The sequence below is a fragment of the Gemmatimonadaceae bacterium genome (genome assembly GCA_020851035.1).
GTDB lineage: Bacteria > Gemmatimonadota > Gemmatimonadetes > Gemmatimonadales > Gemmatimonadaceae > JACMLX01.
Genome location: JADZDM010000025.1, coordinates 267,341 through 280,859 on the forward strand (window position 1 = coordinate 267,341; position 13,519 = coordinate 280,859).

Genomic DNA, 13,519 nt, shown 5'->3' on the forward strand with positions numbered 1-13,519 from the left:
CAGTGCCGGGCCGTCGGCAACGAGCCGCGGCAGCGCTGGCAGGCGCCACCACATATTGCGCGCTGGCCTCGGCACCGCGCCACCCCGCCTCTGCGCCGATGACCCGACGCCCTCCCACCGCGACGCCCCCATGATGATCCGTGCCTTGCTGCTCGCCACCGCTGCCGCCGGTGCTCTGCACGCGCAGGCGCCGCGCCCCACGCTCATCGAGCCGTCACTGTCGCCGGATGGCCGCGAGCTGGTCTTCGCCTCGGGTGGCGACCTGTGGACGGTGCCGGCGGCCGGCGGCGACGCACGCCTGCTCGTGTCACACCCCGCCACGGAGGGCCGGCCGCTCTGGTCGCCTGACGGCACGCGTCTGGCGTTCACCAGCACCCGCAGTGGCAACGGGGACATCTACGTCCTCACCCTCGCCAGCGGCGCACTGCAACGCATCACCTTCGATGATGCGCCCGATGTGCTGGGTGCCTGGTCGCGGGATGGGCAGTGGCTCTGGTTCCATTCGTCGAGCCGCGACATCGCGGGCATGAACGACGTGTTCCGCGTTCCGAGTGGCGGCGGGACGCCGATGATCGTGGCGGGCGACCGGTACGCCAGCGAGTACTGGCCCGCGCCGTCACGCGATGGCCGGCGGGTGGCGATCACGGCGCGCGGGACCACCGCCGCGCAGTGGTGGCGGCGCGGACACTCGCACCTGGACGAGAGCGAGCTCTGGATCGTGACGCTGTCCGGCGATGTGCCCACGTACACCGCCGTGAGCCGCGGCGGCGACGGCAAGGACCAGTGGCCGATGTGGAGCGCTGACGAACAGTCGCTGTTCTACGTGCGCGACACCGCCGGTGTGGAGAACCTCTGGCAGCGCGGCGTGGCAGGCGGTGCGCCGCGCCGTGTGACGGCCTTCACCAGCGGCCGCGTGCTCTGGCCATCGATCAGCGCCGACGGGTCGGCCATCGTGTTCGAGCGGAACTTCACGATCTGGCGCCATGACATCGCCAGCGGCCAGACGCGTGAGGTGCCGGTCACGCTGCGCGGGGCGCCGGCCGTCGCGGATGCGGATCGCGCCACCGTCACCACCGGTGCGAGCGCACTCGCGGTGTCGCCCGACGGACGGAAGGTGGCGTTCGTGGCGCGGGGTGAGGTCTGGGTGACCGGCGCGAAGGAGGGCGGGGAGGCGGTGCGGATCTCGGCCAACCCGGGGCCCGACGACGAACCGGTGTGGCTCCCCGACAGCCGTCGGCTCGTCTACAGCAGCAAGCGCGGGGACGAGTGGCGACTGGTCCGCACCGACGTCGTGACGCGCGAGGAACTCGTGCTCACGCGTGGCGGCGTGGATGTCTCGCCGGTGCGCTCGCACGACGGGCGACGCATCGCGTACCACCACAACGGCCGCAGCCTCCGCGTGGTCGGCGTGGACGGCACGGACGATCGCGAGCTCACCACCGGCCACTTCGGCAAGCCGCCGCTGGCGGGATCGGGTGACATCGCGTGGTCGCCGGATGATGCGTGGGTGGCGTTCCTGAGCACCGAGGACCGCGGCTTCACCAATGCCTGGGTGGTGCCCACCGCCGGTGGTGCGAAGCGGGCCGTCAGCTTCCTCGCCAACGCCTTCGCCGGCTCGATCGTGTGGAGCCGCGACGGGCAGTTCCTGCTCTACGACACGAGCCAGCGCACCGAGGCCACGGCGATCGTGCGCATCGACCTCGTGCCGCGCACGCCCCGGTTCCGCGAAGACCAGTTCCGCGACCTCTTCACCACCGTGCCCGTCCGCGACACGGCGCGTCCACCGGCGGCGCGCGATTCCACGTCACGCGACAGCGCCCGCACCGCGCCGCGGCCGGCCCCGCGGACCACGATCGCCTTCGACGGGATCCGCCGGCGCGCGAGTGTCGTGCTCACCGGGTTCTCGCTGGGCGACCTGTCACCGGATGGCCGGACGCTGCTGCTGGTGGGGCAGTTCGCGGGGCCGCCGGCGCTCTACATCTACTCGTTGGACCCGCTCGCGGCCGAGCCGCCCGCGCCGCGCCAGCTCACCACCACGCCCGGTGGAAAGTCGTCGGTGCAGTACGCCGCGGACGGGCGCGAGGCGTGGTTCACCGAGGCGGGCCGCATCACGTCGGTGGTGGTGGAGACGCGCGCCGCACGCACGGTGAGCGTCCGCGGTGAGATGGATGTCGACGTGGCGGCCGAGCGGCTGGCGGCGTTCGACGAGGCGTGGTCGTACCAGCGTGACGGGTTCTACGATCCGAAGATGCATGGTGCCGACTGGAACGCCGTGCGCGCGACCTTCGCGCCGCAGGTGCGCGGGGCACGCACGGCCGACGAGTTCCGGCGCCTGCTCAACCTCATGGTCGGCGAGCTCAACGCGTCGCACTCGGGTGCTGGCGGCCCACCGTCGCAGCCCCCCTCGACGGGCCGCATCGGGGCCCGGTTCGCGCGCGCGGCCTACGAGGCCGGCGGCCGGCTGGTGATCGCGGACATCACGCCACTCTCCCCGCTCGCGACCGCCACCGATGCCCGCGTGGGCGAGGTGCTGGTGTCGGTGAACGGCACCCGCATCACGCGCGGCATGAACCTGGACTCGCTGCTGGCCCACAGCATCGACCGCCGCACCACGTTGCGGCTCGCGACGCCGGCGGGTGTCGAGCGTGACGTGACGCTCCGGCCGGTGAATGCCGCCACCGACAAGGGGCTGGCGTACCGGCAGTGGGTGGAAGAACGGCGCGCCTACGTGGCGCAGGCCAGCAACGGACGCCTGGGGTATGTGCACCTCTTCGACATGGGCCAGGGGTCGCTGGACCAGCTGTTCCTCGACATCGATGCCGAGAACCAGGGCCGCGACGGGATCGTGGTGGACGTGCGCAACAACAACGGCGGCTTCGTGAATGCCTACGCACTGGACGTGTTCGCGCGGCGGCCGTACCTCACGATGACGCGCCGCGACTCGCCCAGCGCGCCGGCGCGGCTGCAGCTCGGGCAGCGCTCGTTCGACCGGCCGGCGGTGCTGGTCGTGAACCAGCACTCGCTGTCCGACGCCGAAGACTTCACGGAAGGGTGGCGCGCGCTCAAGCTCGGGACGGTGGTGGGTGAGCCGACGTCGGGATGGATCATCTACACCTCGGGTGCGACGCTGGTGGATGGCACGACCCTGCGGATGCCGTTCATCCGGATCCAGGGTGCGGATGGCGCGGACATGGAGCTGGTGCCGCGGCCGGTGGACCGGCTGGTGGTGCGTCCGGTGGGCGAGTCGTACACGGCGCGTGACTCGCAGCTCGACGCGGCGGTGGCCGACCTGCTCGCGCGGCTGCGATGACACCGCGGCGCGCCGCCCCACTCCGCCTCGGCATCCTTGGCGCGGCGCGCATCGCACGCGGCTTCGTGGCCGGCGTGGCGGGCTCGCCGGCCGTAGCGGTGACGGCCATCGCGAGCCGCGAGGTGGCGCGGGCGCGTGCCTTCGTGCGCGACACCGGCACGGCGCTCGTGGTGCACGCGTCGTATGACGCGCTGCTGGCCGACGACGACGTGGACGCCGTGTACGTGCCGCTGCCGAACGGGCTGCACGGCGCGTGGTCGATCCGGGCGATGGAGGCGGGGAAGCACGTGCTGTGCGAGAAGCCGCTCGCTGCCACCGTGACCGAGGCGATGGCGATGTACGACACCGCCCGCGCGTGCGGGGTGCGGCTGGTCGAGGCATACCCGTACCGCTCGCAGCCGCAGACGCTGCGGTTGCAGGAGCTGCTGGCGGAGGGGGCGATCGGCAGGGTGCAGCTCGTGCAGGCCAGCTTCGGGTTCCCGCTCGTGGACCGCACCGACATCCGCTTCGATGCGGAGCTAGCCGGTGGTGCGCTGATGGACCTGGGGAGTTATCCGCTGAGCCTCATCCGCATGATCAGTGGCGCCGCACCCGTGGCCATGCAGGCGCTCGGGCACTGGGACGCGCTCGACGTGGATCGCGCGGCGATCGTGTCGCTGCAGTTCGCGGATGGAATGCTGGCGCAGGCGGCGTGCAGCTTCGAGACGGCGGTGCACCGCCAGGCGCTCATCGCGGGTGATGCGGGGTCGATCGAGACCACGTTCGCCAACCACTCCGACCTGGGTCCACCGCCGGTGATCCGGATCAGGCGCGGCACGGGTCGGCGCGACGCGTGGGAGGAGATCGAGGTGGCACGGATGAACGGCTTCCGCGCGGAGGCAGAGGCGTTCGCGGGCTACGTGCGGGGCGCGGAGTGGAACGGCATCAGCGAGGCGGAATCGCTGGACGTGGCGGCGATGCTGGACGGGTTGAGGGCGCTGGTGGCGACGGAGCGGGGCGGCACCTAGCGACTGGACATCCGCGGCGCTGCATACGCCACGCCATCCGGCGTCTCGCCGGCCGCGATCTCGCGCACGATGCGCCGTGTCGCGAGGTCGATCACCGCCACCGTGCCCTTCGCGCTCAGCGAGAGGTACGCGAACCGGCCGTCCGGCGCGACCACGATCCCCTGGGGTGCGGTGCCCGCCAGGGCGAGGCGCGCGAGCTCCGCATGGGTGCGCCGGTCGATGAAGCGCAGCACCTCGCCGCGCAGGTCGGGCACCAGCGCGACTGCGGTGTCGGGTGTGTAGGCCACGCGGTACGGCCAGCCGAGCCCCGTTGCGGCGGGGGTGACGGCGCCGGTCGTGACGTCGACCACACTCACCACGCCCGTCGCGTTGCTGCCGACCCACACCTCGCGTCCGTCGGGGGTGACGTTGATCGCCTCCGGCTGCGCCGGCACGGAGATGCTCCGCACGAAGGTACCGGCCACGAGGTCGAGTTCGGAGATGCTGTGGCTGCCGATGTTGCCGGTCCATGCGCGCCGGCCGTCCGCGGCGACCCCCACCATGTGCGAGCCGGCCTGCTGCGTCGGCACGGCGCGCAGGATCTCGCCGCGCGCGATGTGCACCACCAGCACCACCCGGTTCGCCTCGGAGGTGACAGCCACGGCGGAATCACCGGGCAGCATGACCAGGCCGTGCGGGCGACGGTACTCGCCGAGGCTGATCGTGCGCGCCACACGCCGCTGCGCCACGTCGATCACCGTCAGCGTGCTGCCGCCCACCTGCGCCCCGTAGTCGGACACCACGGCGGTGCCGCCGGCGCGGGTGATCACGACCTCGTGTGGCCCCTGGCCGGTGGGCAGCGTCGCGAGGACGGTGCCGCTCGCGATGTCGATGATGGTTGCGGTCGCAGGCCCCTTGTTGGTCACGACCAGGGTGCCGGCCGGTGCGGGCTGCGCGCCGGGTGCCCCCGCGCGGCCGGCGAGGAGCAGGGCGGCCATCGCCACGCCGGACACCCGTCGGATCGGGTGGCTTCCTGATGTCATGTCGCGCTCCGGATCGTGAAGGTGTGTCCTGTCCCGCGGGCGGGTGTCAGGTGCGGAAGCTCAACCCGCGGAGCGCCAGGGCATCTCGCAGGATCCGCACGCCTTTCGGACCCATGCCGTGCAGGAGCGCGATCTCCGCCTCGGTCCAGGTCGCGAGCTGCTCGACCTGCGTGACGTTCACGCCGGCCAGTGCGCGCAGGGCGGGCTGCGAGATGCCCCTGGGAAACCCGCCGGCCTCGGGATCGAGCCTCGGCGGCGGTGTCATCGGATTCCCCGGATGCCGGCGCGTACGCCGTCCGTCAGGAATGACAGCGCGTGGTGCATCATCATGGCCTCGGTGCTGGCGTGTCGAGCCATTCGGCATGGCGGGGGGGCTCGGACGACGCGACGGCGATCCCGTCGGTGCGGTCCGCTGCAGTGACGGGACGATAGCTGCGGTGGCGCGGGCACTGTAGCCCCGCACCGTCGGGGAGGTGCCGGACCGGGTGCGTCCTGCCCAGCTTTGGGATGTGTCCGCCACCTCGACGCTCCCGCACCTCGTGCTCGAGGCACTTGCCTACTTCGTGGCCGGCCGGCTCTACTGGCGCGAACGGAGTGCGGGCCTGCAGCCGCCGGCGCGCGACCGCTTCCTGCTGCTGGGGTGCGCGGTGTTCGGGGCCGCCGTGGGGTCGAAGGTGCTGCATGTGCTCGAACACCTGCCGGCGCTGCTGGCCCAGGACGACACCCGGCTCTTCCTCGCGGGCAAGTCGGTGCTGGGCGGCTTCCTTGGCGGCACCGTGGCGGTGGAGGTGGGGAAGCGGCTGATCGACTGGCGCGTGCCGACCGGCGATGCGTGGGTGGCGCCCATCACGGCGGGGCTCGTGATCGGGCGGATGGGCTGCCAGCTCTCGGGGCTCTGGGACCAGACGTACGGCACCGTCACCACGCTGCCATGGGGCTGGGACTACGGGGATGGCCTGTCGCGGCACCCCGTCGCGCTGTACGAGATGCTCGCCGTTACGTTGCTGTTCGTGGCGATCCGGCGGCGGTGGACGGCCACCACGGGCGCGCGATTTGCAGCGCTGCTGCTCGGGTACTGCGTGCTGCGATTCGTGCTCGAGTTCCTCAAGCCGCCCTTCGGGCCGGTCGCGACCGGCACGCTGCCGGTGGCGCGCTACGCGGGGCTGACCGCGATCCAGTGGGCCGCGCTGGGTGGCGTGACGTGGTTTGTCTGGCTGTTCCGTGCGCGGCGTGCGGGTGCGCCGCTGCCTGCTGTGCTCCCTGCACCCTGACCGATGCCCCGGACCCGGCCGTTCCTGTACTACGACCAGGTGGTGTCGCTCTGCGATCACTGCCTGCGGCGCATCGAGGGCAAGCTCGTCATCCGTGACGGTGCGGTGTGGATGCACAAGTGGTGTCCGGCGCACGGGCACGCGAAGGTGCTGGTGGCGTCGGACGAGAAGTTCTGGCGGCTGGGACGCGAGGTGTACATGAAGCCGCCCGAGATGCCGGAGCGCTTCAACACCCCGATGGCGTGGGGCTGTCCGTACGACTGCGGGCTCTGTCCCGACCACATGCAGCACTCCTGCCTCACCATCCTCGAGGTCACGGACCACTGCAACCTGTCGTGCCCCGTGTGTTATGCGGCCAGCGGCCCGCACCGCACGGAGCGGCGCGACCTGGCGACGATCGAGCGGATGCTGGACGCGATCGTGGCCAACGAGGGGACGCCCGACGTGGTGCAGATCTCCGGCGGCGAGCCGACCACGCACCCGGACTTCTTCGCGATCCTCGATGCCGCGAAGCGGCGCCCGATCCACCACCTGATGCTGAACACCAACGGCATCCGCATCGCGACCGAACCGGGGTTCGCGGAGCGGCTGGCGACGTATGCGCCGGGATTCGAGGTGTACCTGCAGTTCGACTCGCTGCAGCGTGACGCGCTGATGACGCTGCGCGGGGCCGACCTGCGCCGCATCCGCGAGGATGCCGTGGCCGCCCTGGACCGGGTGGGGCTTTCCACCACGCTGGTGATGACCGTGGCCGCCGGCGTGAACGACCAGGAGATCGGCGACGTGGTGCAGTGGGCCACGCAGCATCCGTGCATCCGGGGCGTCACGCTGCAGCCGATCCAGTTCGCCGGCCGGCTGGACGGCGTGCCGGGCACCACCGCGCGGCTGACGCTGACGGAGGTGCGCCAGCGCCTGCTCGACCAGTGTCCGATCTTCCAGCCCGACGACGTGATCCCGGTGCCGTGCAACGCCGATGCGCTGGCGATGGGCTACGCCCTGCGCACGCCGGCGGGCATCGTGCCCCTCACGCGCTTCCTGCCCCCCGAGGTGCTGCTGGCGGGCGACCGCAACACGATCGTCTTCGAGCAGGACCCGGCGCTCAAGGACCAGGTGTTCCGGCTCTTCGCCACCAACCACTCGCCGGAGTCGCAGGCGACGCACCTCGCCTCACTGCTCTGCTGCCTGCCGGCGGTGGACGCGCCGGGCATCGGCTACGACAGCGTCTTCCGCGTGCTGATCATGGCCTTCATGGACGCGACGGCGTTCGACGTGCGCGCGATGAAGAAGAGCTGCGTCCACATCGTGCAGCCGGACGGGCGGATCATTCCCTTCGAGTCGTTCAACCTGCTGTACCGCGACGACCGGCGCGCATTGCTGGCCGAGCGGCGTGGCGAGGTGGAGGCACTGTACCAGGTGACACCGCGGAGCCCGTCGTGAAGCGGATCCTGGTGGGGATCGCCCTGTTCATCACCGGTGCGATCGGGCTCGTGCTCTCGTTCTGCGGCGCGATGTTCATGGAGTACGCCAGCAAGCACGGTGGCACCGGCAACGGGGACTTCGCGACGGCGGCCACGGTGACCGGGGTGGGCGCGCTGCTGGTGTTCGGCGTGATCGCGTACGTCGTGCGACGGGTGCGGCGCTCGCGCGCACCGCGCGTGATGACCGGCAGCATCCGCTCCACCGACGAACTGCCGTGACACGCGTGACGCCGTGACGGCAGGGGCCCTGTTCGCCCCGTTCCTCGCCGCGCGCGGCGTGGTGATCGTGGATGGCGCGCTGGCCACGGAACTGGAGCGTCGCGGTGCCGATCTCTCAGACGCGCTCTGGTCGGCGCGGGTGCTGCTGGAACAGCCGGCGCTGATCCGCGCCGTGCACGACGACTACGTCGCGGCCGGGGCCGACATCGCGATCACGTCCACGTACCAGGCCACCTTCGAGGGGCTGGGGCGGCGGGGGCTGGATGCCGGCGCCGCCGCCGCGCTGATGCGGCGCGCGGTGCAGCTCGCCGTCGAGTCGCGCGACGCCTTCTGGGCGGTGGCGGCGAACCGCACGGGACGTGCACGTCCGCTGGTGGCGGCGTCGGTGGGTCCGTATGGCGCCTTCCTCGCCGACGGGTCGGAGTACCGCGGCGACTACGCCCTCGACGAGGAGGGACTGGTCGAGTGGCACCGGGCACGCTTCCACCTGCTGGCGTCATCGGGGGCCGACCTGCTGGCGTGCGAGACGATCCCGTGTGCGGCCGAGGCGCGCGCCCTGCGCCGGCTGCTGCACGAGGTGCCCGGGGTGCAGGCCTGGTTCAGCTTCACGGCGCAGGATGGCGCACGCCTGCCGAGCGGCGAACGCTTCGCCGAGGTGGTGGCGGAGTGCGACGGTGACCCGCAGGTGGCGGCGGTGGGGATCAACTGCACGGCGCCCGCGCATGTGGAGTCACTCGTGCGCGCGGCCCGCGCGGTGACGGCCACCCCGATCCTCGTCTATCCGAACTCCGGCGAGTGCTGGCTGGCGGCCGAGCGTCGCTGGACGGCGGATCGCGACGGCCTCTCGCTGGCCAGTGGCGCGCCGGTCTGGCGTGACGCCGGGGCGACGATCTTCGGCGGCTGCTGTCGCACGACACCGGCAGACATCGCGGCGCTGGTGCGCGAACTCACCGCCGAGCGTGGCGCCTGAGTGTGCCGCACCGCGGGCTCGGACCGCGGATTCCTGTCCGCTCCCGGGTCAGCACCGGCCGACCGCGTGCCGGCATTCCGTCCACGCGGCACCATCGCCGCCAGGCTGGGCGCGCGGCCTCCTGACGGCGATGGGTGCGGGTGCCGCGGTTACTTCGAGGCGGCAGCGCGGATGTCGCGGCCCTTGAGCGGCCCGCCGAAGAGCGGCGACAGGATGCAGAAGTCGAACGTACCCGCCAGCAGGGGCACGGCGCCGATGACGGCGACGGTGGTGCCGGCCTTGCTGTCGGCCGCGATGCCGCCACCGATCATGCCGGCGCCGGCGACGACGCGCAGGATGCGGCCGGCAGGGCTGGACATGAACTGGGCGAACCCGCTCGACGCGAAGCCGTTGTCGCGGCGCGGCGCGGCGACCTCGCGCAGCGCGCCGGACTCCACCCGCTGCGCCGTCACCGAAGCGGCGTCGAGGCGCGGGCCACCGGCGGTGCTGGCGATCGCGACGTCACCGGACAGCGCCGCCGCGGCCTGGGCGTGTGTGGCGGCCGGCATCGCGACGATCGCGGCAGCGAAAAGGAACAGGATCGGTCGGGAATGAGTCATGTGTGCTCCGTGACGGGTTCGGTCGGGCTGCATCGTGGCGTGCATCGTGGCGTGCATGCAGGAGAGCCCGAAACCGCCGCGAAGGATTCACGCCGTGTCGTGCGGCGCGCGGGCCTGAAGGACGGGTGACCGGTGTGTCAATGGCGCGCGGTGTGCACGGTGTCGATGCGTGCGCGGTGACCGTGCGATTTGACAGCATCGTGCACGTGCGGTAGCCTATCGCGCACTGACCGCTGCGCCCACGAATGGTTGCAGGTTGACCTCCCACGCAGCGTGCCAGCACGCATGCGTCGCGCGCGGCGCGGTGCGTGGTATTCCAGCGGACGCAGGTCGGTGCGCCAGCGCGGCGGATCGGCTGCCTGCGGCGTTCCCGGTGACCCGGTCGCCCTCGCACGCGCCTGTGCGTGTCTGCTGGCCCGCATCGCACGGCTCACATCGCACGTCGGTCACTCCATGCAGGTCAACCCATGCAGGTGTCGTACCAGCAGTCAGGCAGTGCGCTCAGCGCAACGCGATGCATGCCCCTGGCAATCCGCCATCCCGCGCTGACCACCACAACCCGGTACAGGGAATGAAGATGAGACAAGTGCTCACGGCACTGCTCGGCACCGCCCTGCTCGCGACGCAGGCCCTCGCGCAGCAGAAGACGGTGACCGGCAACGTGTCACGTGAGGGAGGCATCCCGCTGGCGGGTGTCGCGGTGACCGTGAAGGGCACCGGGCAGGGCACCATGACCAACAATGCGGGCGACTTCTCGATCCGCGCCGAGGTGGGGCAGGTGCTCAGCTTCCGGCGGATCGGCTACCTGCCGCGCGAGCGGACCGTGGGGGCCGAGAACACCATCCGCGTGATCCTCGAGAACACGGCGGCCGCCCTCGACCAGGTGGTGGTGACCGCCCTCGGCCAGACCACGGTGCAGCGCAACCTGGGCACCTCGCAGCAGACGGTGGCCGGTGCCGACATCGCGCAGACCGGCCGCGAGAACTTCGTGAACTCGCTGCAGGGCCGCGTGGCGGGCGTGGAGGTGACGAGCACCTCCGGCGTGCCGGGCGCCTCGTCGTCGATCACGATCCGCGGCGTGAGCTCGATCAGCTCCAGCAACCAGCCGCTGATGGTGATCGACGGACTGCCGATGGACAACAAGACGCTGAACACCAACGTGCTGGCGTCGGACGCGCCGGGCTCGGTGACCGCGTTCAACAACCGCGGCCTGGACTTCACCAACCGCGCCGCCGACATCGACCCGGAGAACATCGAGTCGATGGTGGTGCTGAAGGGGCCCGAGGCCTCCGCGCTCTACGGCATCGACGCCGCCAACGGCGCGATCGTGATCACGACCAAGCGCGGGCGGGTGGGTGGTGGCCTGGAGTACAGCAACCGGTTCCGCGTCGACCAGACGCGCGCGCGGCCCACGCTCCAGCGCACCTACGGCCCGTCGACGATCTCTGGGGGCACCCTCGGCGCCTTCTCGTACTTCGGCGCGCCGTACTCGGCCGGCACCACGTTCTACGACAACATCGACGGCTTCTTCCAGCCGGCGATGACTCAGCACCACAACCTGGCCTTCAGCGGCGCCTCGGCGGACAGCCGGCTGAACTACCGCATCTCGGTGTCGGCGGATAACCAGGGCAGCGTGGTGCCGAACTCGGACTACCGCAAGGTGAATCTCAGCGGCGCGACGCAGGCGCAGGTCACCAGCTGGCTCAAGGCCGACCTGTCGATCCAGTACGCGCAGTCGGACAACTCGCAGGTGTACAAGGGCACCAACGGCCCGCTGATCGGCCTGCTGCTGTGGCCGCAGACGGACAACGCCAGCGACTACCTGACGCCGGCCGGCACCCGCCGCCGGATCACGAACCTCGCCGCGAGCACCGAGACCGACAACCCGTACTTCAACGTCGATCGGAATGCGATCACCAGCACCAACGGGCGCCTGATCGCGAACTTCGGCCTCGTGCTGACGCCGTTCTCCTGGGGCGACATCCGCGCCACGTTCGGCTCCGACGGCTACACCAACGAGAACCAGATCCTGCGGCACCCGGAGAGCGTGTACGGCAACACCTACAACGGTGTGCTGGACCTCGCGACCGACGTGACGCGCAACCTGAACTCGCAGACGATCCTGAACCTGCACAGCCGCAAGCTCGTGGGTGACTTCTCGATCAGCGGCCTGGTGGGGAACTCGATCTCGGACCTGCGTTCACAGGCCAACGCGCTCAAGGGCCAGGACTTCCTGGACCCGAACTTCGTGTCGATCAACAACACGGTGCTGCGGACCAACCGCACGACGCTGGCGCAGCGCCGGCTGGTGAGTGCCTACGGGCAGGCGACGCTGTCGTTCCGGGACTACATGTTCGTGAACGTGACGGGGCGCAACGACTGGACGTCGACGATCCCCACCGAGCGGAACAGCTTCTTCTATCCCTCGGTCTCGAGCAGCTTCGTGTTCTCGGATGCCTTCCCGTCGGTGGCGAAGTACGTGACCGGCAAGCTGCGCGCGGCGTACGCCGAGGTGGGCAAGGACGCACGTCCGTATGCGTACCGCCCGTCGCTGGAGAGCAAGACGACGGCCAACGGCGGCTATGGCTACGGCTTCACCGGCCCGAACCTGGCGCTCAAGCCGGAGTTCGCGCGGTCGTACGAGTTCGGCGCCGAGCTGAGCTTCCTGCAGGACCGGCTGGGCCTGGACGTGACCTGGTACCGCAAGCAGACGCGTGACCAGATCGTGAACGACATCCGCGGCAGCTACGCGACCGGCTTCATCCTGTTCAACCTGAACGGGGCGGTGACGCGCAACGAGGGCACCGAGATCACGCTCCGCGCCCGCCCGGTGGTGAAGCGCGGGTTCACGTGGGACGTGCTGGCGAACTTCGAGCATGCCTGGGGCAAGGTGCTCCGGCTGCCGAACGCGCTGCCGGAGTCGTACGTGTCGGACACCTGGCTGTTCGGCAACATCCGCAACGGCACCGCGCCGGGCCTCTCGACACGCTCGCTGACGGGCCAGTTCTACCTGCGGAACACCGCCGGCAAGCTGCTGATCGACCCGACCACCGGGTTGCCGCTGCGCTCGACGGCGTTCGTCGATGCCGGCTACGATCGCCAGCCCGACTTCACCATCGGCCTGACGAACACGTTCCGGTACAAGCGCTTCTCGCTGAACTTCCTGGTGGACATCCGGAAGGGCGGGGACGTGTTCAACGCCACCGAGCAGTTCCTGACATCGCGTGGCCTGAGCAACCGGACGCTGGACCGCGACCAGGCCCGGGTGATCGATGGCGTGCTGCGCGACGGCAAGGAGAACTCCGCCACGCCCACCGCCAACAACATCGTGGTGCTGCCGTCGTCGCAGACGGCGTACTACGAGAACATCAGCGAGGAGCTGTTCATCGAGCGGAACATCAACTGGGTGCGCCTGCGCGACGTGACGCTGCGCTTCAGCATGCCCGGCAAGTACCTGATGGCGCGCGACGCGAGTGTCTTCGTGACGGGCACCGACCTGTTCGTGTTCACCAACTACACCGGCCTCGACCCGATCGTGAACGGCAACACGGCTGCCGTGGGCGGCTCCGGGGCGTCGGGCATCGACTACGGCAACTTCCCGATCCCGCGCGGCCTCGCGTTCGGGCTGACGGTGAGGTACTGA

General features: G+C 70.8%; 10 protein-coding genes. 7 read left to right on the forward strand and 3 right to left on the reverse strand.

Going from position 1 to position 13,519, the window contains the following annotated elements:
- Nucleotides 1-130: 130 nt before the first annotated feature.
- Together IT355_18500 and IT355_18505 are read left to right on the forward strand one after the other, a co-directional pair.
- Entirely contained in the window at nucleotides 131-3,310 is a 3,180-nt protein-coding gene (locus IT355_18500) for a PD40 domain-containing protein (protein ID MCC7055269.1), read from the forward strand.
- Nucleotides 3,307-4,317, forward strand: coding sequence for a Gfo/Idh/MocA family oxidoreductase (locus IT355_18505; protein MCC7055270.1), 1,011 nt, complete (start codon nucleotides 3,307-3,309; stop codon nucleotides 4,315-4,317). Before IT355_18500 ends, IT355_18505 begins: the two co-directional genes overlap by 4 nt.
- Here IT355_18505 and IT355_18510 read toward each other — a convergent pair.
- Nucleotides 4,314-5,339 carry a hypothetical protein gene (locus IT355_18510; protein ID MCC7055271.1) on the reverse strand — a complete coding sequence of 342 codons (1,026 nt, stop codon included), beginning with the start codon at nucleotides 5,337-5,339 and terminating at the stop codon, nucleotides 4,314-4,316. The genes IT355_18505 and IT355_18510 overlap by 4 nt on opposite strands.
- Before the next feature lie 46 nt (nucleotides 5,340-5,385).
- Nucleotides 5,386-5,604, reverse strand: a complete 219-nt coding sequence (locus tag IT355_18515; protein MCC7055272.1) for a hypothetical protein — start codon at nucleotides 5,602-5,604, stop codon at nucleotides 5,386-5,388.
- Nucleotides 5,605-5,848: 244 nt separating this feature from the next.
- Here IT355_18515 and IT355_18520 point away from each other — a divergent pair, with 244 nt between their 5' ends.
- From IT355_18520 to mmuM, 4 genes are read left to right on the forward strand one after another with little or no spacing between them, the layout of a single operon-like run.
- Nucleotides 5,849-6,610, forward strand: a complete 762-nt coding sequence (locus IT355_18520; protein ID MCC7055273.1) for a prolipoprotein diacylglyceryl transferase — start codon at nucleotides 5,849-5,851, stop codon at nucleotides 6,608-6,610.
- A gap of 3 nt (nucleotides 6,611-6,613) precedes the next feature.
- The gene (locus IT355_18525; GenBank protein MCC7055274.1) at nucleotides 6,614-8,047 is read left to right on the forward strand and encodes a radical SAM protein; all 1,434 of its coding nucleotides are present in this window, start codon (nucleotides 6,614-6,616) and stop codon (nucleotides 8,045-8,047) included.
- A complete protein-coding gene (locus IT355_18530) occupies nucleotides 8,044-8,307 on the forward strand; it encodes a hypothetical protein (protein ID MCC7055275.1) in 264 nt (87 codons plus the stop codon). Before IT355_18525 ends, IT355_18530 begins: the two co-directional genes overlap by 4 nt.
- A gap of 13 nt (nucleotides 8,308-8,320) precedes the next feature.
- Nucleotides 8,321-9,277, forward strand: coding sequence for a homocysteine S-methyltransferase (mmuM, locus tag IT355_18535; GenBank protein ID MCC7055276.1), 957 nt, complete (start codon nucleotides 8,321-8,323; stop codon nucleotides 9,275-9,277).
- Between the two features lie 149 nt (nucleotides 9,278-9,426).
- Here mmuM and IT355_18540 read toward each other — a convergent pair whose 3' ends face one another.
- Nucleotides 9,427-9,876 (reverse strand): DUF2892 domain-containing protein, encoded by a 450-nt coding sequence (locus tag IT355_18540; protein ID MCC7055277.1) that lies wholly within the window; start codon nucleotides 9,874-9,876, stop codon nucleotides 9,427-9,429.
- A gap of 571 nt (nucleotides 9,877-10,447) precedes the next feature.
- Here IT355_18540 and IT355_18545 point away from each other — a divergent pair.
- Nucleotides 10,448-13,519 carry a SusC/RagA family TonB-linked outer membrane protein gene (locus tag IT355_18545; protein ID MCC7055278.1) on the forward strand — a complete coding sequence of 1,024 codons (3,072 nt, stop codon included), beginning with the start codon at nucleotides 10,448-10,450 and terminating at the stop codon, nucleotides 13,517-13,519.